This window comes from Marinobacter lipolyticus, assembly GCF_018424605.1.
Classification (GTDB): Bacteria; Pseudomonadota; Gammaproteobacteria; order Pseudomonadales; family Oleiphilaceae; genus Marinobacter; species Marinobacter lipolyticus_B.
On sequence record NZ_QTKT01000004.1, the window covers coordinates 161,146 to 182,808 of the forward strand.

Below are 21,663 nucleotides of genomic sequence, written 5' to 3' on the forward strand. Positions count from 1 at the left end.
GTGAACAACCCGGTCAGTAATCGGTGGCGGCCTCACCAGAATGCCTGCACAGGCTTTCTGTCGTCATTCATCTCCATCATTCGGAGGGGCTGAGCATGGAATCCAAACTCCAGCTGCACGGTTTCAACAACCTGACCAAATCCCTGAGCTTCAATATTTACGATATCTGTTATGCGCAGACCGAAGAACAGCGTGAAGCGTACATCGACTACATCGACGAGATGTACAACGCGGAGCGCCTGACCCAGATCCTGTCCGACGTGGTCAAGATCATCGGTGCCAACATTCTCAATATTGCCCGTCAGGATTACGAGCCTCACGGTGCCTCGGTAACCATGCTAATTGCCGAGCACGAGCTCACCAACGGCGAGGAGCCGGACAACGAGGAATCACCGGGGCCGCTGCCGGACACCATCGTGGCGCACCTGGACAAGAGCCACGTGACCGTTCACACCTACCCGGAAAGCCATCCCCACGATGGGGTCAGCACGTTCCGCGCCGACATTGACGTATCCACCTGCGGCCTGATCTCGCCGCTGAAGGTGCTGAACTACCTGATCCACAGCTTTGATTCCGATGTCGTCACCGTGGACTACCGGGTACGGGGCTTCACCCGCGATGTTGATGGCACCAAGCATTACATCGACCATGACATCAACTCGATTCAGAACTACCTGACCGAAGACACCCAGAACGCCTATCAGATGATTGACGTCAACGTGTATCAGGAAAACCTGTTCCACACCAAGATGATGTTGAAGAACTTCAACCTGGACAACTATGTGTTTGGCGTCAACGCCAGCGACCTGGACCCGGCCGAGGCCAAGTCCATCGAGGATCGCCTGCGCCGTGAAATGCTGGAAATCTTCTACTCCCGCAACGTGGAGTAAGCGCACGCCGACCGGCGGAACCCCTTTCCGCCGGTCCTTCAGTTTTTTTGATGCCCCACCCCGAAAATCTCCGTTTTATTCCCGACGACCTCTGGCGTTTAATAGCACCATAGCCACGCAAGGAGGACACCATGACCCTACGAGCCATCACGCAAACCATTCCCGCTCTGGAAACCTCCGATGGTGCCGGTGTGAAAATCAAACGGTCCATCGGACAGCATCAGAACATCCGTCTGGACCCGTTTCTGATGCTCGACGAGTTCGGTTCCGACCAGCCCCAGGACTACATCGCCGGGTTTCCATCCCACCCGCACCGGGGTTTTGAGACCGTGACCTACATGATCGAGGGCCATATGTTGCACGAGGATCATCTGGGTAATCGCGGCAACCTCAAAAACGGCGGCGTGCAATGGATGACCGCCGGGCGCGGCATCGTGCACTCGGAAATGCCGCAGCAGGAAGCCGGCCGCATGCGCGGGTTCCAGCTCTGGCTCAACCTGCCGGCGGCCGAAAAGATGAAGCCGGCGGGCTATTGCGACCTGCAGCCCGAAGACATTCCCGAGTTCACCCTCGACGGGGCCGTGGTGAAGCTGATTGCCGGAGAGGTCCGCATTGATGGCCGCGATCTGGCCGGCGCCGTGACCGGCGGCAGTACCCGGCCACTGTATATGGATATCCAGCTGACGGCGGAGGCGGCGGTTTCGCTGCCGGTGGACCAGGCGCTGAACGGCATGCTGTACCTGTACGAAGGCAGCGCCGCACTGCGCCAGGGCGCACAGACCCAGCCACTGGCAGCGGCGTCGGCCAGCGTGCTCGGTGACGGCGATGAAATCCGCCTGGAAGCCGGCAGCTCCGGCGCGAGGCTACTGCTGATTGCCGGCAGGCCGATCAATGAACCGGTGGTTCAGTATGGCCCGTTCGTGATGAACAGTCGTGAGGAGATCGAGCAGACCCTGCGGGACTACCGCGACGGCCGGCTGACCGCCTGACGGAGCAGCCTCAGGCGAAGGGCTTCTGCGCCATCAACCGCGCCACCATGGGTCTCAGGATGAGATCCATGGCCAGGCCCAGTTTGGTGCCGGGTATCACCAGCGTGTCGTGGCGGGATACGCTGCTGCCGCCAATCAGTTGCAGCAGGTAGGGGAAGTCGACTTCGGAGGCGTCACGGAAGCGGATCACCACCATGCTCTCATCTTCCGTCGGCACATCCCGCACCACAAACGGATTCGAGGTATCGACCAGCGGCACCCGCTGGAAGTTGATGTGCGTGTGGGCAAACTGCGGCACGATATCGTGCACGTAGTCGTCCATACGGTTGATGATGGTTTCCACCACCGCTTCCTGGGAATAGCCGCGCTTGTTGGTATCCCGGTGAATTTTCTGGATCCATTCCAGGTTGACGATGGGCACCACGCCGATCAGCAGGTCGACGTACTGGGCAATGTTGTACGCGTCGCTGACCACCCCCCCATGCAGCCCCTCATAGAACAGTAAGTCCGTCTCCGCCGGCAGCGGCCCCCAGGGCGTGAAGGTACCCGGCTTGTGACCCGCGGCAATCAGGCCCTGGTCCTCATCGTGCACATACTGGCGGTATTGCCCGTTGCCGGTGTGACCGTAGTCGTAGAACAGCGCTTCCAGTTTGTCGATGTGATTGGCCGCCAGCGCAAAGTGGTTGCGCTCACCGAACTGCCCCTTGGCGGCCAGCCGCGCCATCTGCTCGCGGGTGTACCGGTGGAAACTGTCGCCACTGACCATGGCAGCATGGTAGCCCTCACTGGCGAACATACGGCTGAAGATCCGGCCGGTGGTCGTGGTCCCCGCACCCGAGGACCCGGTCACAGCAATAACGGGATGGCGTTTTGACATGGCAAACGGTGCTCAGCGGTTAGTTTAGGCTGTCCAGCGAACGGGGCTTTTCGATTACGAAGCCCTGGGCGTAATCCACCCCCAGCTGCCGCAACCGGTCGAGGACGTCACGGGACTCCACCTGCGAGGCAATCACTTCCCGCTTCATGTAGTGGGCCATATCGACCATCGACTGGACCATGGCCCGATCCGTGTCGTTGATGTCGACCTGACTGGTGAAGGCACTGTCGAGCCGGATCAGGTCCACCGGCAGGGTGCGCATCAACTGAAACGACACCGGCCCGCTGCCGAAGTTGCCGAGACAGAAGCGGCAGCCCAGCTCCTTCATTTCCGACATGAAACCCGCCAGCCGGTCGAGGTCGTTGATCGCCGCCGTTTCCGTCAGCTCGAACCACAGCCGTTCAATCGGGGCGTCCTTCTGGCTCAGTTTGTCATAGATGAACTCAAGCAACGACTGGTCGTTAAGGGAATACCCGGACAGGTTCACACAGACACCACCGAGATGATCCGGATCCGGCGCCCTGTCCCGCAGCCAGTCCAGCATATGCCCCACCACCCAGCGATCAACTGCCTGCATGCGGTCGTAGCGTTCCGCCATGCGCACGAAATCACGCCCGGTGATCAGATTGCCGCCATCGTCGTACATGCTGATCAGCACTTCGTACTGGGCGGACATCTCGGTGTCGGCGTGCAGCGGTATCATTTTCTGACAGCGCAGCAGCATGCGCTCTTCGTCAAGATCCCCCAGACTGGCCACTTTGGCGGCAATCTGCTCCTGGCGGGAATGGTCGCCGGCGTCCAGGGTGTAAGTTACCACCTTGCCATGGCCCTGTTGCTTGGAGGCTTTCATCGCCTGCTCGGCGGCTCTCAGCCAGCGCTCGGCGGTTGCCAGTGCCGGCATTTCGCCAGCTAACCCGATACTCGCGGACAGCCGATAGCGGCGGCCGTGGTAGTCCAGATCGCAGGCTTCGATCGCGTCGATAATCGCCTGAGCGGTGGCGGCGGCGGTTTCCGACGGCAGTAGCCAGGCGAACTCATTACCGGCGAGCCGCGCCAACGGCATGCCATCGCCCACCCGCACCCGCAGCAATTCCGCCACCTGGCGCAGGGCATCGTCGCCGGCCTGATAGCCGGCCGTGTCATTGAGCAGGCGGAACTGCCGCAGATCCATTAGCACCAGCGCCCGCTCGTCCTCCCGACGCGCCAGCTGCTGGTCCAGCATGCGTTCGAATTCACGTCGTCCGAGCAGGCCGGTCAGCTCATCGTGGGTCGACGCCCAGGACAGCTGGTCATACACCTTGCGTACCATGCGATCCAGGCTCTCGTCGACCAGCGGACGATCGTACTGGTTGTCCGGCACCACAATGCCCTTGCGCATCTGACGGGCCAGGGCCTCCAGGTCCAGCTCTACCACCCGCATGCCCTGATGGTTGACGAAGACAAAACGGCTGAAACCGCGGGCAATCCATACCAGCCGGATGTACTGGGGCTCATCCGGATTCTCCTGATCCCGCAGCCAGTCGCCGGTGCGCAATTGTTGCGCCCGATGTATCCAGCGCTGCAGGCTTTTCTGTTCTCGCTCTGACAGCGTGTGTGCCCGGTCTTCCTGAGACGGCGCCGCGGGCATATCCACCATTTCCGGCGGCTGTTCGGCGCTGCGCACCAGAAACTGCTTGAGCTCGTCACGGATCTGCGACGACGGCATGTGGTTGCTGGAGATGGAAGCCAGGCCGTCCTGAATCACCCGCAGCAATTCCGGCAGGTTGACGCCGGCCTTCGGGTCATCCGCAAACGCCAGCAGCGAATCAATCACCGACAGATAGTCCTGCCACAACGGGCTGTCCTGGCCCTGGCGAATCCAGGTCAGTGACAACAGATCGCGCCAGCCGCCGTCCAGCAGACTCAACAGGGCCCGGGGCACCCGTCGCCCGGCCAGCTTCCGGTTCAGCACCTCGGCCACCGCGGCCTTGGATTCCGCCACCTTCTGCGCGCCTTCGGCGGCGGCAGTCACCCGCTCCACGTTGCGGCGATAGACCAGGTTCTGCCGGTCGATCAGCGTGTTCAGTTCCTTCAGGGTGGCGTCAAAAACCCCGGTATCCTGCTCAAAATCCGTGGTAATGCGATGGATCAGTTCATCAATCCGGCGCTGCACAACCGGGTTGATACGGCCACCCTTGACGCCCAGCTGGGCCAGCCGGTTCATCACACCACGAACCGGGCTGCTCTGATCGTCGAAAAACGCGGGATCGCGCATAACGATCTTGAGCACCGGCACCTCCAGCTGGCGCATCCGGCTCTGGGCATACTCGCTCAGCTTCGGGCTCTCCACCACGCTGCGGAAAAAACGGTCCACCACATCAAGCGTGCCCTGTTGCTCCTCATTCAGCGCGAGGTCGCCACCGTGCTTTACCCGCTCCACCACACGCTCACGCAGGCTTGGCTGGCCGGCGGCGGCATCGGCGGTTTCCACCTGAAGCTGCTGCAGTTCCCGGTGCAGTTCACCGGCGGACAGCGGGCGCGCCGTGGGGGCAAAGGCCGGCGGTTCGAGATCCCCCCGCGCCGCCCGGCTTGAGGCCAGCGTGCCAATCAGATTGCGCACGGTGGCAAACGCGGTCTGGGCCGCGTGGGCATACCCGCGAAACTCCTGCGGCGCCCGCCCCGGCGACGGGCGGCGGTCCCGCCCCGCAGCGGCCCCGGCTGTTTCCGGTGGCGGCGCTGGTTTGTCAGCCGCACTCCGGGGCGCTGCCGCGGGCGCAGTGGGTGCCGGCTTCTCGCGCTCATCCGTGGTGATGGTTCGCTCGCTGAGGTACTTGCTTAGATCCAGGTCCGGCAACACACCGTGGCGAATCAGAATGTTGTTGAGCTCCTGATACAGTGGCCCGAGCTGTTGCAACACAGCCTGCTCGAATACTTTCAGGCAGACCTTTTCCACCTCGCGACTGGCCTTGAGGTGGCTCAGCCCGGCGTGAAAAGCTTCACACACCAGCGACGGCCCCAACGGGTTGTGGTGACCGGTAGCGTTGGCCACTCCGAGCTTGTCCAGCCTGAGCTTGAGCTGCAGCAGCTCGCCGCGGTACTGGGTGTCCGCCTTGGTGACCATGACCCGGATGGTCAGCCAGTCCTCGAACTCGCCCTTGTCCACCACCGACAGCTCCGAGCCCGGATAGCCCTTGGGGGCAGGTTTGAGGGGCGACTCCAGGCTCTGGGACATCTGGTGCCAGATCACCCGCTGACGGCCCTGCAACTGACCTGCAGCGTCCATGTAATCGTTCGCCTGCTGATCACTGACGGCTCGCTGAGCGGCCTGCTTCAACGCCGCGTCCATCTGACGGAAACAGTCGTCCATCAACGGCTCGATGAACTGGATAACGGCGCGGGCTGACTGGTGCAGAACAAACTGCACCCGGTCACTGGGCGCACGCAACGCCGAGCGGTCCTGCTCACCACTGGCCCCGCACTGTCTGAGCATGGCGCTCACCGCCGCGGGATTGGAACGGGTAAAGTGAACCCCCATGGCACCCTCTATCCGCCGTACCGCGTTGACGTGCAGTTCATGGCGACCGTTGCCATCCGCCGCACGGAATCGCACGATGAACTCTTCGGGCTGGCCGTGGGCGAAAATCCGTTCAAGTTTACGGGAGGTGTCGCCGGAATAGCGCACGAACAGCCCCTCGGCACAGAAGTCGGCAATCTGGCACGGCCACGTCTCACCCGACCCGAGATCCAGCTGGGCCGCGAGTTTGATGGGCTTCCGGGAGCTTGTTCGACGTTCTCTGGGGTCCATTCACTACCTGATATCTGGCGAAACTGCAGGAGCGTCCACTCTCCTGCCGGGTCCTTGAAAGGGTGGCAACAGCCACCGGCTACTAATCCGGATTCATGCCTGTAATATAGTGGTGAATCCCATGGCGGGACACACCCATGGCAACTTTGTGAACCATGACACAGCTTAATCAGATCTATACGCTTTTGCTACTGGTCGCGGTGCTTCCGGGCTGTACGACCATTGGCTATTACAGCCAGGCAATCGGCGGCCATGCCTCGCTGATGTGGTCGTCACAACCGGTCGATGAGTTGCTGCAGGCACCGGACACCGCGCCCGCGCTGGCGGGCAAACTGACGGTAGCGCGGGAGGCGCGCCGCTTTGCCCAGCAGCGACTGGCATTGCCGGTCGGAGAGGCGTTCACGGAATACAGCGAGCTGGGCCGGCCCTGGGTGGTGGTGAATCTGGTGGCGGCGCCGGAGTTTTCCCTCACGCCCCGCCAGTGGTGCTATCCGGTGGCCGGCTGCCAGGCTTATCGTGGCTACTTCCGCCTGGAGGATGCCCGTGAGGAGCAGCGCACGCTCGCGGCTCGCGGTTACGACACCTTTATTGGCGGAGTCACCGCTTACTCCACCCTGGGCTGGTTCGACGACCCACTGCACTCCGGGTTCACCAGCCTGCCGGAAGACCGCATGGTCGCGCTGATGTTTCACGAACTGGCTCACCGGGTGGTGTACGTGGATGAGGACACCGCTTTCAACGAAAGCTTCGCCACCGCGGTGGAACTGGAAGGCTTGCGGTTATGGCTGGAGCAGCGGGGAGACAGCGCCCGTTTCCACGCGGCCCTGCAACGTCTGGCGCAGCGCAACCAGACACTGGCCCTGGTGGACGATACCGTCGCGTCACTGGAACGCCTGTATCAGCGGGCGGAGCAGGCACCGGTGGCCGAGCTGAGACAGCAGAAGCAGCAGTTGATGGCCGGCCTGGCAGAGCGTTACAACGCACTGGCCGCCGGCTGGGAGGAACCCGGCCCCTTCGGCGACTCCGTCAGCACCCTCAACAACGCCAACCTCGCGCTGTTCCGCCAGTACAACCAGTACGTCCCGGGTTTTCGCCAGCTACTGCGCGAACACGACTACAACTTTACCGACTTCTTTGTGCAGGTTCGGGCGTTGGCCGCGCAGGATGCCGGGGAGCGCACTCGCCGGCTCGCATTGCTGTCAGAGCGGTTTAACGAACACCTTTGAATTGCGCTGGGTGTTGTACGACGCCAGCTTGGGCCCCGGCAGTTCCTTCACGGTCGAGGGCAGGAAACCCCGTTCGCGGAACCAGTGTTCGGTCTGGGTGGTGAGCACAAACAGCCGCGCCACACCCTGGCTGCGGGCCAGCTTCTCGACCATCGCCAGGATGTCGTCGCCGCGGCCAGCACGGCGATAATTGGGATCAACGGCGAAGCAGGACAGCTCCCCGGCGCCTTCCTCGGGGTAATGGTACAGCGCTGCGCAGCCCACGATGGTGCCGTCACGCTCGGCCACCACAAACCGATCGATCTCCGTTTCCAGCATCTCCCGCGACCGGCGCACCAGAATGCCCTGCTCTTCCAATGGCTGGATCAGCTCCAGCACGCCGCCAATGTCCTCAACCCGGGCCTGACGGATCTGCTCATAGTGATCGCCGCTGACCAGGGTGCCGGCGCCGTCGCGGGTGAACAGTTCCTCCAGCAGCGCGCCATCGTTCACGTAACTGATAATGTGCGCGCGACGCACGCCTTTCACGCAGGCATCGCAGGCCGCCTTCAGCAGCGCGGCATCGTGCCCGGTGACCGCGCCCTCTGCCAGCCGTTCCGACGCCTGCCGGGCGGATAATTCACGAATCAGCGCACCGTCTGGCTCCAGCAGCCCCTGATCGTCAATGAACATGATCAGTTTCTCCGCCTGCAGCGCCGCCGCCACCTGGCTGCCCACGTCTTCGTAGGATAGATTGAAGGTGTCGCCGGTCGGCGAATAGCCCTGGGGCGGCAGCAACACGATGTGGCCCAGTTCCAGCAGCTTTTCGATGCCGGCGACGTCGACCCGGCGCACCCGGCCGGTGTAACCGAAATCGATACCGTCGAGGACGCCGACCGGGCGCGCGGTGACGAAATTACCGCCGCTGACGCGGATGCGCGCGTTGTGCATGGGCGAGTTCACCAGCCCCATGGAAAGATGGCTCTCCAGCTGGGCGCGCAGGCCGCCTACCGCCTGCAGCACCAGCGGAAGCTGGTCTTCCGGCGTCATCCGCAGGCCACGATGGAACGACGACTCCACACCGGCGCTGTCGAGCCGTTCCTGAATCTGCGGACGTGCCCCGAACACCACCACCAGACGTACGCCCAGACTGCTCAGCAAGGCGATGTCGTGAATGATGTTGATAAAGTTGTCGTGGGCAATGGCATCGCCGCCAATGGTCAGCACCACCGTGCGCCCGCGATGGGCATTGATGTACGGGGATGAGTGGCGGAATCCGTGCAGCCAGTCGTTGGATTTCAATCGTCTCTCCTGATGACCTGTCTGTTACAGGCAGAACTGTTGGATCAATCCCCTGAGGATCTTCACGGTAGGCTCCAGCTGCGACAGTTCCAGAAACTCGTCGGGCTGGTGCGCCTGGTCAATCGAGCCCGGCCCCATCACCAGGGTTTCCAGACCCAGCCGCTGCAGCCAGGGCGCCTCGGTGGCGAAGGCGACCGCATGGGCCGTGTGCCCGGTCAGTTTCTCGCAGGCACGCACCAGTTCCGCATCGGCCGGCGTCTCGAACGGCGGTACGCCATCGAACAGGGGCTCGAACGCCATGGTCAGTTCGCGCCGCGCGGCCACCGGCTGAATCTTGTTCAGAATGGCCTGGCGCAGACTGTCCATATCCATGCCCGGCAGCGGTCGCAGATCGAAGTGCAGCTCACAGCGGGCACAGATGCGGTTGGGATTATCGCCACCGTGGATGCACCCCAGGTTCAGCGTCGGCACCTGCACCGCGAAATTGGGGTTCTGGTATTGTTCCTGCCAGGCGGCGCGCAGCGCCAGCAATTCGCCAAGGGCTTCGTGCATCCCTTCCATGGCATTGCGGCCCAGCGCCGGATCGGAGGAATGACCGGACTGACCCTCAAAGGCCAGTCGCTCCATCATGATGCCCTTGTGCATACGCACCGGTTTCAGCCCGGTCGGCTCGCCGATCACCGCATAGCGGGCTTTCGGTCGCCCGGCTTCCGCCAGCGCCCGGGCACCGTTCATCGAGCTTTCCTCATCCGCGGTGGCCAGAATGATCAACGGTTGCTTGAGCGGTTGGCCGGCAAACGCCCGCGCCGCCTCTATGGCCAGCGGGAAGAAGCCTTTCATGTCGCAGGTACCCAGCCCGTACCAGCGGTTGTCCCGCTCGGTCAGGGTGAAGGGGTCGCTTTGCCAGCGCTTGTCGTCGAACGGCACCGTGTCGGTGTGCCCCGACAGCACCAGTCCGCCCGGGCCGCTGCCCAGGGTGGCAATCAGATTGTATTTGCCCGGCATGTCGGGCACCGGCATCGTTTCAATGGCAAATCCCAATGGCTCCAGCCAGCCGGCCAGGGTCTGCACCACCGCTTCGTTGCTGTGGTCCCATTCCGGCGTGGCACTGCTGATGGAAGGCAGGGAGATGAGCCTGGCCAGCATGTCGCGGATGCCCGGCACGCTCCCGGTGTTCGTTGTCTCAGACATAACACGCTTCCCCGATCCGCTGTGGGATCAACGGGCCTGGCCGCGCCGCCAGACCTCCAGTGACTCAATGGCGCGAATAACGATGGGGTAGGCAACTTCTCCGCCACCCACCACGCGGGCAATTTCCAGTGTCGTTTCCCCCACACTGGCCAGCCGGCCCTCCACCACATTACCGTTCGACAGGGTCACCTTCACGGTGTGCCCCGCCCAGCGAGCGGCGTCCGCCACCTCCCCGGGGTACCAGCCGGCGACCGGACGGCCTTCGCCTTCCGGGACCACGGGCTGAACCGCCTCGCCGGCAACGTCGGGCTCCGGGGGAGCCACCGCCCTCAGGTAAACATCGGGCACGGTCTGCCCATTGTAGCTGACCTGCAGCATGCCCGGCGCGGGCTGCTCTGCCTGGTGCACCGGAACACCCATCACCGGGCGCGAGGGGTTGAGCGCCAGCGTCACTTCGCCCCCCTCGGTCAGCCACTGGCGGTAGAGCGCCAGCAATTGATCGCTGGCCTCGAAACCACGGGCGTTCAGGCCCTGACGAAAGGCCTGCATCACGATGGCGGTCCACTGCTCGGTGGTCACTGCCGATTCCCGGGCACAATAGGCCGCAATTCTGCGCATCAGGCCGCCGTCCCGCAGCGTGACCCGGGCCGGGCCGTCCGCCGTCTGCGCCAGCGCACCCGGATTCAGCAAGTCCAGCCGCGCCCCCGGCCAGCTAACCTCGAGACTGCCAGCGCGGTCGGTGGTGACCTCCAGATACAATTGATCAGGCTGCTGGTGAATCAGTACCTCACCGGCAATACCCTCTATGCCCATCCGCATCAGGTCGCCGCTGCCCAGCTGCTGCCGGTGATCCGGACCGCACACCGGCACAAACAGCGCCTCACTGGTGTTGCCGGCGGCGGTCACCCAGTTGCGGAACATGGTGGCTTCCAGAACGAGCGCAAGCTGCTCGCCCCGCACTGTCCAGGCCGGCGGCAGGTTGCCCGGGTCGATCAGTGCCATCAGCAGATTCACCGGTGAACCGGCATCAAAGCTTACGCGACCGGCTTCCAGCGGCCCCGCCAAGCGGAAATCCTGGTAACTGGCGCCGCTGAGCAGCAACCGGCCTTCAATGCCGGAACTGATGGTGCCGCGCTCAATCACCCCCAGGTGCTCAAACGCTTCCCGTGCTTCGGCCAGGCGCTGATCCGCCAGCCACCAGACCGCCGCCTTGAACAGCAGCCAGCCGAACACTACCACCACAACCACAAAGCTCAGCAGGCGTTTCATCAATACATCCTCTTGCCCGGCAGCCAGCGTATGCCCGGCCGGGCTACCTCTTCGAAATTCGCGGCAGCACCCGATCAGTTACGGGAAATCAGAGTGCCAACACCCTCATCGGTGAATATCTCAAGCAGGGTGGCGTGGGCAACCCGACCGTCGATGATGTGTGACGTACGCACGCCGTTTTCCACCGCACTGAGGGCACAGCGAATCTTCGGCAGCATACCGCCGTGGATGGTGCCGTCTTCGATGAGGTCGTTGACCTGCTTGGCGGTCAGGCCGGTCAGCACCTTGTCGTCCTTGCTTTTCAGGCCGGACACGTTGGTCAGCAGGATCAGCTTTTCCGCCTTCATGGCCTCGGCCACCTTCCCGGCGACCAGATCGGCGTTGATGTTGTAGGACGCGCCATCCGGGCCCACCCCGATGGGGGCAATTACCGGAATCACGTTGCTGCGGGTCAGCATGTCGATGACTTCGACGTTCACGCTGGCCACCTCGCCCACGTGGCCGATGTCGATGATCTCCGGCCGCTCCAGTTCCGGGGAGCGGTCAAACACCTCCAGCTTGCGGGCGCGGATCAGATTGGCGTCTTTGCCGGTCAACCCGACCGCGGTGCCGCCCTGGGCATTGATCAGCGAGACGATTTCCTTGTTGACCTGGCCGCCGAGCACCATTTCCACTACATCCATGGTCTCGCTGTCGGTCACCCGCATGCCGTTGACGAAGCGGGACTGGATGTTCAGGCGTTCCAGCAGGCCGCCGATCTGCGGGCCGCCGCCGTGCACCACGATCGGATTGATACCCACCAGTTTCATCAGCACCACATCGCGGGCGAAACTGCTTTTGAGTTCCTCGTTTTCCATGGCGTTGCCGCCGTATTTGATGACCACGGTTTTTCCGGTAAAGCGCTGAATGTAGGGCAAGCCCTTACTCAGTACCGACGCCACCTGCATTGCTGTTTCACGATCCAGTGCCATGTTGCTGCCTTTGCCTTTCCAAACGGTCTGTGTGCGTAATTTCGACGATGTTACTGCCAAGCCGGCGCCATCATAAGCGGGCGATCAGAAGTCGGCCACCAGATCCGGCGCCACCTTCATCAACTGGTCCCGGAACACCTGTTTGATGCGCTCCAGCGCCTCTTCGGTTTCTCCCTCGAATCTCAGCACCAGTACCGGCGTGGTGTTCGACGCCCGGCACAGCCCCCAGCCATCGGCGTAATCCACACGGATACCGTCGATGGTGCTGATACTGCCATCGCCGAACTCACCTTCCCGGCCCAGACGCTCCACCAGCTCGAACTTGGTTTCCTCGGTCACGTCCACGTTCAGCTCCGGGGTGCTGATGTCTTCCGGGAAGTCTTCAAACACCTCATCGCTGTGACGGTCTTCAATGCCCAGAATTTCCAGCAGCCGGGCCGCGGAATAGAGACCATCATCAAAGCCATACCAGCGCTCGCCGAAGAAGATGTGGCCACTCATTTCCCCGGCCAGCAGGGCGCCGGTTTCTTTCATCTTGGCCTTCATCAGCGAGTGCCCGGTCTTCCACATGATGGGCCGGCCGCCGGCTTCGGAAATCACCCCCGCGAGGCGGCGGCTGCACTTGACGTCATAGAGTACATCCGCGCCCGGGTTGCGGGACACCACATCGCGGGCAAAGAGCATCAGCAGGCGGTCCGGCCAGATGATCTTGCCACTGTTGGTCACCACTCCGAGGCGGTCGCCGTCGCCATCGAACGCCAGGCCCAGATCGGCCTTTTCGGCCTGCACCCGGGCAATCAGGTCGGTCAGGTTGTCCGGCTTGCCAGGGTCCGGATGGTGATTGGGGAAATCACCGTCCACCTCGCAGTATAATGGAATCACCTCACAGCCCAGCTCTTCCACCAGCATCGGCGCCAGCTCGCCCGCAATGCCGTTACCCGCATCCAGCACCACCTTCAGCGGAGCCGCCACCGCAATATCGCCAACGATGCGGTCAAGATAGGCGCGGCGCACATCCTCTGAGGACTGAGCACCCTGACCGCTGGCCAGATCGCCGGTGCGGATGCGTTGCAACAGTTTCTGTATCGCCTCACCGGACAGGGTCTCCCCGCCCAGCATGATCTTCAGGCCGTTGTAATTGGCCGGGTTATGGCTGCCGGTCACCATCACACCGGAGCCGGTCTGCAACTGGTGGGTGGCGAAGTACAGCACCGGCGTGGGCACCGCGCCCACATGAATCACATCACAACCGGTGGCCATGATGCCGCGCGCCAGCGCATCGGCCAGACCCGGGCTGGAATGGCGACCATCGTAACCAATGCAGAGGCGGTCAACGCCCCGCGCCGCGGCCTCACTGCCAATGGCGCGGCCAATTTCACAGACGATTTCTTCGGACAGGGTTTCCCCAACGATGCCACGAATGTCGTAGGCCCGGAAGATACCGGCGGGCACCTCCACGCTCGGGGCAGCCACTTCTTCCACGGCCGGAGAGGACGCAGCGGCGGAACCGTCATCGCCGGCACCTGAGCCGAAGCCGAGCACGTCGTCGTCACCATCGAGCATGTCGATGTCCAGCATGTCTTTTTCCTGAAACAACGGCTCCTCCGCCGTCGGCGCCGCCGGTTTGGCCGAAGCCGCCGCAGGCCGTGCCGTCTCCGCCGCCTTGGACACTCGCTTGTCCACCACCTGGGACAGGCGCTGGAGCACCTCGCCGGTGGCGGCCACCACGTCCCACTTGAGAGCCGGCAGCTTGATCCGCTCACCACTGAACACCTTGTGCGCCCATTGGGTCAGGGTGGTGACGTCCTGACGGATACTGCGCTGGGCACCGCCGAGCAGCACCCACACCATAATGGCCGCCACCAGCACCGGCGCCAGCACCAGAATCAACGCCAGCGTTCCGTTGACCACCGGGGCCGGCGGCGACGCCGGCGTGTAGCTGACCGACCAGTCCGGCGCATTGAGCGCCCGCTCGACCGCCGTGCCATTGGCGCTGCCGCTGCTGACCACCACCCGCGACGACCCACCCACGGTCTGCACCAGTGCGGCCTGCCCGCTCAGTTCTGCGTTGTTCACCGACAGCAGGGGGCGCAGCTGCGTGGCATCGAACACCACCAGCATGCTACCGGTCATGGCGCGGCTGTCGGGGTTGCGTACTGGCGCGGCGAGCTGGAAATACCATTGCCCCTCCCGCGGAAACGCATCCGGATGCAGTGAGCGGCCGCCTTCCGCCCGCCGGGCCAGGTCGAGGCCGGCAAAACCCAGTATGCCGGCGTTTCCGGCACTGCGGGGAATGTCACCGTAAGGGAACAGGTAGACCGCCTCGATGCCCGGCAGCGCGGCAGCCAGCTCCTCGCGCACCGCGTCGATGTCTGCCGGGTTGGTCAGCGCCTCACGCACATGGCGCTGCGCCGCCAGCCCTGACACCGCCGCTTGCAGCAGACCGAGATGCTGATTCAGCCGGCTGACCACCGCATCCGCTTCCAGCGACGCCTGCAGCTCTGCGCGACGGGATTCCGCGGGCCCGGCAATCAGAAAATGGATGAGCGCCGCCGCCAGCACACCGGCGAGCAGAACCACCGCCGCCTGGGCGGTGGCCACCGATCCGAGGTTTTTCAGGCGTGGACCATTGGCTGACTTGTTCGGCTTCTGTTTTCCCGCCGGCTTTTTTTCCGGCTTGTCTGCAACAACCTCATCCGATTTCTTCTTTTTACCCAGCTTCATGAGTCCATCCTGCACTTATAATTTTTTCCGGGGCAATGAATTACCAGCCAAGTATAGACGCCCGCCAGTTTTTCCGCGTTTACAGTCTGTTACCCGTTTAGCGGGTGCCGGTTGACCCAAAACCACCCGCACCCCGGTCACTGGCATCAAAGCTGTCCACCACTTCAAAATCCGCCTGCACCACCGGCACCAGCACCAGCTGGACCAGGCGTTCGCCGATATCAATGGTGAACTCGCTCTGCCCCCGGTTCCAGCAGGACACCATCAGCTCGCCCTGGTAATCGGAGTCAATCAGCCCCACCAGGTTGCCGAGCACGATGCCGTGCTTGTGGCCAAGCCCGCTGCGGGGCAGGATGACCGCCGCCAGGGATGGGTCCGCAATGTGGATGGACAGCCCGGTGCGGATCAGCTCGGTGTCGCCCGGCTTCAGGGTCAGCGGCTGGTCCAGGCAGGCGTGCAGGTCCAGGCCGGCCGAGCCTTCGGTGGCGTAGTGCGGAAACGCGATGGTGTCACCGATTCTGGCGTCCAGAATGCGGACCTGAAGAGTTTTACGTGTCATGCAAAGTCCTGTCAGAAGGGTTGAGTGAAGCGAGCGCTCAGGAAAGCTGTTCGGCGATCAGGGCCACCAGCCGGCTGGCAATGCCGGTTTTGCTCTCTGGCCCGATAGACTGCTCTCCGTCGCGCCAGAATACGGTCACCGCGTTACAATCGCTGTTGAAGCCGAGCCCGGGCACCGAAACGTCGTTGGCGACGATCATATTGAGCCGCTTGCGCTGCATCTTGTCCCGGGCGTAACGCTCGACATCCGCGGTTTCCGCCGCAAAGCCCACGGTAAAGGGTGCGTCCGTGCGCGCCGCGATGGTCGCCAGGGTATCGGGATTGCGCACCAGCGCCAGAGTCATGTCTTCGCTGGTCTTCTTGATCTTGTCGTCGGCGCAGGCCTGCGGTCGGTAATCGGCCACCGCCGCGGTGGCGATAAATATGTCACACCCGGAGTCTACGGCACGACTGGCTTCGGTCAGCATATCCTCTGCCGTCACCACCGGCCGCACCGACACCCCAATTGGCGCAGCAAGGGCCACCGGGCCGCTGACCAGCACCACCTCGGCACCCGCCGACCTCGCCGCGGCGGCCAGCGCGTAGCCCATTTTGCCGGAGCTGTGATTGCTGATGTAGCGCACTGGATCAATCGGTTCGCGGGTGGGCCCTGCGGTGATCACCACGCGCTTGCCCGACAAGGGCCCGGCGCGATCACCGGCAATACGTTCAAACAGCACTTGCGGCTCCAGCATGCGCCCCGGCCCGGTGTCGCCACAGGCCTGGGCTCCCTGATCCGGACCCCAGAGGCGGATTTGTGGATCCTCAGCCAGTAACCCGATGTTGCGCCGGGTACGATGATTGTTCCACATCGCCTGATTCATCGCCGGTGCCAGCGCAATGGGCGATTCGGTGGCGCAGCACACGGTGGTCAGCAGGTCGTCCGCCATGCCGTTGGCCAGACGGGCAATAAAGTCCGCCGATGCCGGCGCGACGACGATCAGGTCGGCCCACTTGGCCAGTTCGATGTGCCCCATGCCCAACTCGGCCTCCGGGTCCAGCAGAGACGTCCGCACCGCTTCGCCGCTCAACGCCTGAAACGTCAGCGGGGTGACGAACGCTTCCGCCCCCCGGGTCATCACCACCCGTACCTCATGCCCGGCCTTTTTCAGCAGCCGTACCAGCTCCGCGCTTTTGTAGGCAGCAATGCCGCCGGTGATGCCCAGCAGAATTCGTTGTGGGGCCATACCCGCTCCGTACCCGATAGATATAAAAGAGTTATAAGATACCACGGCAAACGCCTGCCGACAGCCCGCAGCTCGTGGTAGACTTTCGGCCGGATTTCAGTGGCCTGCGCAGGACGCGCCGACACCCCGTTTACAGACAGCAAGGATGCAACCATGACCACCCCCTCCTGGCCTACCGACGAGCGGCCGCGGGAGCGACTGCTGGCCCACGGCGCCGGCAGCCTGTCCGACGCCGAGCTGCTGGCGATTTTCCTGCGCACCGGCACCGCCGGCATGCCGGTAATGGCCCTGGCCCGCCATCTGATCGACACCTTCGGGGGTCTGCGCGGGCTGATGACCGCCTCGCAACGACAATTCTGTGAGGTCAAAGGCCTCGGCACTGCCAAGTACGCCCAGGTCCAGGCCGCCATGGAGATGGCCCAGCGGGTGATGGACGAGCCCCTGCGCCAGGGCGACCCGCTGCGCTCTCCGGCAGACACCCGCCGCTTCCTGTGCAGCCGCCTCGGCACCTACCCCCACGAGGTGTTTGCCGGCCTGTTCCTGGACAACCGCCACCGGGTGATCCAGTACCGGGAGTTATTCCGCGGCACCATTGATGGCGCGGCGGTGTACCCCCGGGAGGTGGTGCGTCAGGCGCTGGAGGACAACGCCGCCGCGGTGATTTTTGCCCACAACCACCCGTCCGGGGTGGCGGAACCCAGCCAGGCCGACATCTCCCTCACCCGTCGCCTGAAAGAAGCCCTCGGGCTGGTGGATATCAGGGTTCTTGACCATATGGTTGTCGGCCACGGTGAGGTAATATCCCTGGCTGAACGGGGGCTGATGTAGCCGACGCTGGGCCAGAACCAAAAAACTGGCCAAATTCCCAACAATTTTTTGCGTTGGGGGGCCAGTTCTGGTATAAAAGCGTCCCTTTCTGGCGGCGTCTGGCGAGCAGCTTGCTATTCGTGGCGCAAGCAGCGACAACCAGAAGCGCGATTAAACGAATTCGTATATCAAGACCATTGCTCAGGTCGGAGGCAAGTATGTCCAGAGTTTGTCAGGTTACCGGTAAGCGTCCGGTCACCGGTAACAACGTATCCCACGCGATGAACCACACTCGTCGTCGCTTTCTGCCGAATCTGCAGAACCACCGCTTCTGGGTTGAATCAGAGAAGCGTTTCGTGAAGCTGCGCGTTTCCACCAAGGGCATGCGCATCATCGATAAAAAAGGCATTGACGCTGTGCTGGCCGATCTTCGTGCCCGCGGCGAGAAATTTTAAGGAGCCGCATCATGCGCGAGAAAATCAAGCTGGTTTCATCAGCAGGTACTGGTCACTTCTACACGACCAACAAGAACAAGCGTAACACCCCGGAAAAGATCGAGATCAAAAAGTACGATCCGGTTGTCCGTAAGCACGTTGCGTACAAGGAAGCCAAGATCAAGTAATTGATCTGGCGACCTGCAAAAAACCCGGCCTTGAGCCGGGTTTTTTTTGTGCCTTCCATAATGACCTCAAAAGGTCTCCAGATACCCTTTGGGCAACGCCACGTCCATGGCAATCGGCAAGTGATCGGACATCGGGTAGCTCACCACTTCCGAGCGGCGGATTTCCAAGCTGGGGCTGACGAGAATGTGATCCAGCGCTTTTTCCGGTCGCCAGCTGGGGAAGCTGTGGGCGGTGTCCGGCAGCGGGATCAGGTCGGTTTCTTTCAAGGGGGTCTGGGTCAGCAGCTCTTCGGCGTGATTGTTCATGTCACCCATCAACACCACGTGCTGGTAATCGCTGATCAGCTCGCGGATGTAGCCCAGCTGTCGCTGCTGGGCGGCGCGGCTCAGGGCCAGATGCATCATCACCAGCACCAGCGGGTCATCTTCGGAGCCGTAGCGGGCAATAATGGCACCGCGCCCCGGGAACAGCCCCGGCAACTTGTGCTCGGTCACATCCAGCGGCCGGTAACGGCTCAGCAGCCCGTTGCTGTGCTGGGCAATCTGGCCAAGGTTGCGATTGAGCTGCTGGTACCAGTAGGGAATGCCGGCGGCCTCGGCCAGGTACTGGACCTGATTGATGTAGCCGCTGCGAAGACTGCCACCGTCGCATTCCTGCAGGGCCACCACGTCGTAGTTGCGCAACAGGGTGGAGATGCGATCCAGATTCTCGATTCGATTGCGGTGCGGCAGGAAATGCTGCCAGCTGCGGGTCAGGTAGTGTCGGTAGGACGACGTGCTGATGCCCACCTGAATATTGAACGTCAGCAGCCGGATGTGCCGGTGCGGCTCAAACTCGGGTACATGCTCGCTGCCGGAGGAACAGCTCCCCCGGGGCTCTCTGGCGGGACGCAGGATCCCGTCCAGCTGCTTGCGAATGTGTCTGTACATAATTGCCAGCCCACCCGACTGTGACGCGTCTTCCCCTGCGGTTGCAGGCTCGGTTATTCGGCGGCGCCGCGCTCCTGCTCAACCAGGTAGTCCACCACTTCCAGCACTTCTTCATGGCCGCCGGCCATCGAGGCGCTGACGGTGTATTTGCCGTTTACCAGCATGGTTGGCGTACCGGTGATGCGCGCCCCGCGAATCTTTGCCTGAGCCTTCTGCATCCGGGCGTTGACCCCGAAACTATTGTAGTTCTTCAGGAAGGCCTCGCCATCGACCCCATGACCGCTGACGAATTCCGCCAGCGCCTCACCGGAGTTCAGCGGCCGACGTTCGCCAGCCAGGGCATCGAACAGCGCGTCGTGAACCTTGTCCAGCTCGCCCATGGCCTGCAGCGCATAGAACGCCTTGGCATGCGGCTCCCAGGACTGCCCCAGGGCTGCCGGAATCTGAACATAGTCGATGTCCTCAGGCAGATCCTCGGCCCAGGACTCTACCAGGGGCTTGAAATTGTAGCAGTGGGGACAGCCATACCAGAAGACTTCGGCCACTTCGATGGCTTCGCTGTTGTCGGTACGGACCGGTGAACTGAGCTCCCGATAATGGGTACCTTCCTGCCACTCAGCGCCGCTTGCCTGACCGGCAATGGCAAAGGCCGCAACGAACGTGACAGCAGTACTCAGACTTCTCAACATCGGCAATCTCCGTTATTTGAAGGTTGTTTCTGGAACTGATTATGACCCAGCGTGCGCAAAAAGTTCCACCAGCGCCAGATTAAAGCGGGGCAAGACACAAAAAACCCCGCTCGAGGCGGGGCTTTTAAACCGGCAGAGTGCCGATCAGTTCAGGCCGGAAATGTAGTTGGCTACCGCCTCGATTTCCGAATCGGTCAGCTTGGCCGCTACATCCATCATGATGGCAGCGTTCTGGCCGGTGTTGCGCTCACCGTCGCGATACGCCTTGAGCTGCTTGGTCACGTACTCGGCATTCTGGCCACCGAGACGCGGATAACCCGCCGGCTCGTTGCCCTTGCCCTGCGGGTTGTGGCAACCGGCGCAGGCCGGGACACCGGAGGCCAGGTTACCACCGCGATACAGCGCTGCCCCCTCGTCAATCAGATCCGGATTGGCCTGCTGGACGCCCATGTTCTGCTCGTCGAAATAGGCCGCAAGATCCTGCAGATCGTCATCGGACATGTTGTCGAGCAGGCCAGTCATTTCAGCAATCTGACGATCGCCCTCCTTGATGGCCACCAGCTGGCGATAGAGGTACTTCTCACCCAGTCCGGACAATTTCGGGTAGGCGCCCATGATCGGCTTGGCACCGCCCTCTCCGTGGCAACTTGCACACACGGCTGCATTCGCTTCGCCTGCTTCAGGATCTCCCGCCCCGTGCGCCATCGCTGTGAGGCCAACGCCGAGAACAACTCCTGCGATCAATTTTTTCATGCTCGCTCCGCTTCTCTCATCCAAAGTATTCTTCGTTATGCAGCCGGCAGGCACTGGCCCAGACAGGCACAAAACCGGGGCTGTTCAGCAGCATCGCTCAGCGTGCTGCCCGGAATTGGTGTAGCATTATACATTAATCCCTGATAACTGAAATCCAATAGGAAATCCAACCGCCGTGCCATCCGACCTGACCCCAAAGCCCATCTCTTTCAACAGTGCGCGGTTCCTGATCAGCGCCTCAAAGCTGGAAGAATGCCCCCCTGACGCCGGTGCCGAAGTGGCGTTCGCCGGCCGCTCCAACGCCGGTAAATCCAGCGCGATCAATTCCATCACCGCCAATGGCAAACTGGCCCGGACCAGCAAGACCCCCGGTCGCACCCGGCTGATCAACTTCTTCACCCTCAACCGCGAACATTGCCGGATGGTGGATCTGCCGGGTTACGGTTACGCCAAGGTCTCCCGCGACATGAAAGACGACTGGCAGAAACATCTGGGTCATTACCTCAACGATCGCCGCTGCCTGCGGGGCCTGGTGCTGGTGATGGACATCCGCCATCCGCTGACCGATTTCGACCAAATGATGGTGGAATGGTGCGAGCATAACAACCTGCCGCTGATGATTCTGGCCACCAAGGCCGACAAACTGAAGTTCGGCCAGGCCAAAACCGCCATGATGGGCATCGCGCGCAAGCTTGAGGACTTCAGCTGCGTTCACCATCTGATCATGTTTTCGGCAACGTCGAAACGCGGGGTGGATGAGTGCCGCGCCGCTCTCAACGCCTGGCTGGAGGATGGGCAAGCCCCGGTTGCGGAGCAGTAGGCCATAAAAAACCGGCTTGCCAAGAGACAAGCCGGTGAAACGTCAGGGTTTGCGAC

Annotated in this window: 19 protein-coding genes; 7 read left to right on the top strand and 12 right to left on the bottom strand. The window is 62.5% G+C overall.

Annotation, left to right across the window (positions count from 1 at the left end):
- The first annotated feature begins 95 nt into the window (after positions 1–95).
- Both speD and DYI22_RS07670 read left to right on the top strand, forming a co-directional pair.
- Positions 96–890 carry an adenosylmethionine decarboxylase gene (gene speD / locus DYI22_RS07665; RefSeq protein ID WP_213477467.1) on the top strand — a complete coding sequence of 265 codons (795 nt, stop codon included), beginning with the start codon at positions 96–98 and terminating at the stop codon, positions 888–890.
- Between the two features lie 131 nt (positions 891–1,021).
- Positions 1,022–1,879, top strand: a complete 858-nt coding sequence (locus DYI22_RS07670) for a pirin family protein (protein WP_213477468.1) — start codon at positions 1,022–1,024, stop codon at positions 1,877–1,879.
- A 10-nt stretch (positions 1,880–1,889) separates the two neighbouring features.
- Here the strand turns inward: DYI22_RS07670 and DYI22_RS07675 are convergent, their stop codons facing one another.
- Both DYI22_RS07675 and DYI22_RS07680 read right to left on the bottom strand, forming a co-directional pair.
- Positions 1,890–2,756, bottom strand: coding sequence for a phosphoribulokinase (locus DYI22_RS07675; RefSeq protein WP_213477469.1), 867 nt, complete (start codon positions 2,754–2,756; stop codon positions 1,890–1,892).
- Positions 2,757–2,775: 19 nt separating this feature from the next.
- Positions 2,776–6,540, bottom strand: a complete 3,765-nt coding sequence (locus DYI22_RS07680; protein ID WP_213477470.1) for a DUF1631 family protein — start codon at positions 6,538–6,540, stop codon at positions 2,776–2,778.
- 155 nt (positions 6,541–6,695) lie between these two features.
- On the opposite strand from DYI22_RS07680, the gene DYI22_RS07685 reads away from it, so the two are divergent.
- Positions 6,696–7,766 carry an aminopeptidase gene (locus DYI22_RS07685; protein WP_213477471.1) on the top strand — a complete coding sequence of 357 codons (1,071 nt, stop codon included), beginning with the start codon at positions 6,696–6,698 and terminating at the stop codon, positions 7,764–7,766.
- Here the strand turns inward: DYI22_RS07685 and argA are convergent.
- The 7 genes from argA to coaBC all read right to left on the bottom strand — a co-directional run bounded on the left by argA (position 7,740) and on the right by coaBC (position 16,986).
- On the bottom strand, positions 7,740–9,047 hold the full coding sequence (gene argA, locus DYI22_RS07690; RefSeq protein WP_213477472.1) for an amino-acid N-acetyltransferase: 1,308 nt from the start codon (positions 9,045–9,047) through the stop codon (positions 7,740–7,742). The two genes, DYI22_RS07685 and argA, sit on opposite strands and share 27 nt — an antisense overlap.
- A 24-nt stretch (positions 9,048–9,071) precedes the next feature.
- A complete protein-coding gene (argE, locus tag DYI22_RS07695; protein ID WP_213477473.1) occupies positions 9,072–10,238 on the bottom strand; it encodes an acetylornithine deacetylase in 1,167 nt (388 codons plus the stop codon).
- Between the two features lie 27 nt (positions 10,239–10,265).
- The gene (locus DYI22_RS07700; protein WP_213477474.1) at positions 10,266–11,507 is read right to left on the bottom strand and encodes an acetylornithine deacetylase; all 1,242 of its coding nucleotides are present in this window, start codon (positions 11,505–11,507) and stop codon (positions 10,266–10,268) included.
- Between the two features lie 74 nt (positions 11,508–11,581).
- Positions 11,582–12,478 carry an acetylglutamate kinase gene (argB, locus tag DYI22_RS07705; RefSeq protein ID WP_213477475.1) on the bottom strand — a complete coding sequence of 299 codons (897 nt, stop codon included), beginning with the start codon at positions 12,476–12,478 and terminating at the stop codon, positions 11,582–11,584.
- Positions 12,479–12,562: 84 nt separating this feature from the next.
- The gene (locus DYI22_RS17465; protein ID WP_228300884.1) at positions 12,563–15,202 is read right to left on the bottom strand and encodes a phosphomannomutase/phosphoglucomutase; all 2,640 of its coding nucleotides are present in this window, start codon (positions 15,200–15,202) and stop codon (positions 12,563–12,565) included.
- A 97-nt stretch (positions 15,203–15,299) separates the two neighbouring features.
- Positions 15,300–15,761, bottom strand: coding sequence for a dUTP diphosphatase (gene dut / locus DYI22_RS07715; protein ID WP_213477476.1), 462 nt, complete (start codon positions 15,759–15,761; stop codon positions 15,300–15,302).
- Positions 15,762–15,798: 37 nt separating this feature from the next.
- Complete coding sequence (gene coaBC / locus DYI22_RS07720; RefSeq protein WP_213477477.1) at positions 15,799–16,986, bottom strand: bifunctional phosphopantothenoylcysteine decarboxylase/phosphopantothenate--cysteine ligase CoaBC; 1,188 nt, start codon at positions 16,984–16,986, stop codon at positions 15,799–15,801.
- A 153-nt stretch (positions 16,987–17,139) separates the two neighbouring features.
- Here coaBC and radC point away from each other — a divergent pair, with 153 nt between their 5' ends.
- The 3 genes from radC to rpmG all read left to right on the top strand — a co-directional run bounded on the left by radC (position 17,140) and on the right by rpmG (position 18,415).
- Complete coding sequence (radC, locus tag DYI22_RS07725; protein WP_213477478.1) at positions 17,140–17,814, top strand: RadC family protein; 675 nt, start codon at positions 17,140–17,142, stop codon at positions 17,812–17,814.
- 197 nt (positions 17,815–18,011) lie between these two features.
- Complete coding sequence (gene rpmB, locus DYI22_RS07730; RefSeq protein WP_114335425.1) at positions 18,012–18,248, top strand: 50S ribosomal protein L28; 237 nt, start codon at positions 18,012–18,014, stop codon at positions 18,246–18,248.
- Positions 18,249–18,259: 11 nt separating this feature from the next.
- The gene (gene rpmG / locus DYI22_RS07735; protein WP_007153739.1) at positions 18,260–18,415 is read left to right on the top strand and encodes a 50S ribosomal protein L33; all 156 of its coding nucleotides are present in this window, start codon (positions 18,260–18,262) and stop codon (positions 18,413–18,415) included.
- A 66-nt stretch (positions 18,416–18,481) separates the two neighbouring features.
- Here the strand turns inward: rpmG and DYI22_RS07740 are convergent, their stop codons facing one another.
- The 3 genes from DYI22_RS07740 to DYI22_RS07750 form a co-directional block, all read right to left on the bottom strand.
- Positions 18,482–19,345 carry an endonuclease/exonuclease/phosphatase family protein gene (locus DYI22_RS07740; RefSeq protein WP_213477479.1) on the bottom strand — a complete coding sequence of 288 codons (864 nt, stop codon included), beginning with the start codon at positions 19,343–19,345 and terminating at the stop codon, positions 18,482–18,484.
- 53 nt (positions 19,346–19,398) lie between these two features.
- Positions 19,399–20,034 carry a thiol:disulfide interchange protein DsbA/DsbL gene (locus DYI22_RS07745; protein ID WP_213477480.1) on the bottom strand — a complete coding sequence of 212 codons (636 nt, stop codon included), beginning with the start codon at positions 20,032–20,034 and terminating at the stop codon, positions 19,399–19,401.
- Between the two features lie 144 nt (positions 20,035–20,178).
- Complete coding sequence (locus tag DYI22_RS07750; RefSeq protein WP_213477481.1) at positions 20,179–20,787, bottom strand: c-type cytochrome; 609 nt, start codon at positions 20,785–20,787, stop codon at positions 20,179–20,181.
- A 175-nt stretch (positions 20,788–20,962) separates the two neighbouring features.
- Between DYI22_RS07750 and yihA the strand changes: the two genes are divergently transcribed.
- Positions 20,963–21,607, top strand: coding sequence for a ribosome biogenesis GTP-binding protein YihA/YsxC (gene yihA, locus DYI22_RS07755; RefSeq protein ID WP_213477482.1), 645 nt, complete (start codon positions 20,963–20,965; stop codon positions 21,605–21,607).
- Positions 21,608–21,663: the final 56 nt, after the last annotated feature.

Excerpts from the sequence above, each read along its gene's own strand:
- speD (WP_213477467.1), top strand. The coding sequence starts at position 96 with ATGGAATCCAAACTCCAGCTGCACGGTTTCAACAACCTGACCAAATCC.
- DYI22_RS07685 (WP_213477471.1), top strand. The coding sequence starts at position 6,696 with ATGACACAGCTTAATCAGATCTATACGCTTTTGCTACTGGTCGCGGTG.
- DYI22_RS07675 (WP_213477469.1), bottom strand. The coding sequence starts at position 2,756 with ATGTCAAAACGCCATCCCGTTATTGCTGTGACCGGGTCCTCGGGTGCG.
- DYI22_RS07680 (WP_213477470.1), bottom strand. The coding sequence starts at position 6,540 with ATGGACCCCAGAGAACGTCGAACAAGCTCCCGGAAGCCCATCAAACTC.
- DYI22_RS17465 (WP_228300884.1), bottom strand. The coding sequence starts at position 15,202 with ATGAAGCTGGGTAAAAAGAAGAAATCGGATGAGGTTGTTGCAGACAAG.
- argB (WP_213477475.1), bottom strand. The coding sequence starts at position 12,478 with ATGGCACTGGATCGTGAAACAGCAATGCAGGTGGCGTCGGTACTGAGT.
- DYI22_RS07745 (WP_213477480.1), bottom strand. The coding sequence starts at position 20,034 with ATGTTGAGAAGTCTGAGTACTGCTGTCACGTTCGTTGCGGCCTTTGCC.
- dut (WP_213477476.1), bottom strand. The coding sequence starts at position 15,761 with ATGACACGTAAAACTCTTCAGGTCCGCATTCTGGACGCCAGAATCGGT.
- DYI22_RS07750 (WP_213477481.1), bottom strand. The coding sequence starts at position 20,787 with ATGAAAAAATTGATCGCAGGAGTTGTTCTCGGCGTTGGCCTCACAGCG.
- radC (WP_213477478.1), top strand. The coding sequence starts at position 17,140 with ATGACCACCCCCTCCTGGCCTACCGACGAGCGGCCGCGGGAGCGACTG.
- DYI22_RS07740 (WP_213477479.1), bottom strand. The coding sequence starts at position 19,345 with ATGTACAGACACATTCGCAAGCAGCTGGACGGGATCCTGCGTCCCGCC.
- DYI22_RS07700 (WP_213477474.1), bottom strand. The coding sequence starts at position 11,507 with ATGAAACGCCTGCTGAGCTTTGTGGTTGTGGTGGTAGTGTTCGGCTGG.
- DYI22_RS07670 (WP_213477468.1), top strand. The coding sequence starts at position 1,022 with ATGACCCTACGAGCCATCACGCAAACCATTCCCGCTCTGGAAACCTCC.
- coaBC (WP_213477477.1), bottom strand. The coding sequence starts at position 16,986 with ATGGCCCCACAACGAATTCTGCTGGGCATCACCGGCGGCATTGCTGCC.
- rpmB (WP_114335425.1), top strand. The coding sequence starts at position 18,012 with ATGTCCAGAGTTTGTCAGGTTACCGGTAAGCGTCCGGTCACCGGTAAC.
- argE (WP_213477473.1), bottom strand. The coding sequence starts at position 10,238 with ATGTCTGAGACAACGAACACCGGGAGCGTGCCGGGCATCCGCGACATG.
- rpmG (WP_007153739.1), top strand. The coding sequence starts at position 18,260 with ATGCGCGAGAAAATCAAGCTGGTTTCATCAGCAGGTACTGGTCACTTC.